Consider the following 367-nt stretch of genomic DNA (forward strand, 5'->3'; position numbering starts at 1 on the left):
CCGCTGCCATCGAGCAGGCCGCTCAAGGCCAGCGTGCCGACGGTCTCGGTGCCGCCCAGCGTGAGGCTGCCGCTGGTGACGTTGACCGCTGCGGTGTTGGCCAGGCGCTCGTTGCCGGTGAGCGTGAATGCGCCGCCGGCAATCTCCACGGTGCTGGAAGCCAGGGTGCCGCTGAGCGCCAGCGTGCCGCCGGTCACGCGCGTGGTGCCGGTGTAGCCGTGGTTGCCGGAGAGCGTGAGTGTGCCCGTGCCCTGCTTGAGCAGGCCGCCCGTGCCGCTGAGGGTGCCGGCGAAGCTGGTGGCGGTGGTGCCGGTGTGCGTGAGCGTGGCGCTGCCCAGGGCGATGCTGCCGGCGCCCAGGATGCTGC

1 protein-coding gene is annotated in these 367 nt (G+C 73.0%); it reads right to left on the reverse strand.

The annotated features are described in order from the left end of the window. On the reverse strand, positions 1–367 hold a 367-nt coding region (locus tag EOE66_RS21645; RefSeq protein WP_205702799.1), incomplete at both ends, for an autotransporter-associated beta strand repeat-containing protein.

This window comes from Rubrivivax rivuli (genome assembly GCF_004016505.1).
GTDB lineage: Bacteria > Pseudomonadota > Gammaproteobacteria > Burkholderiales > Burkholderiaceae_C > Rubrivivax > Rubrivivax rivuli.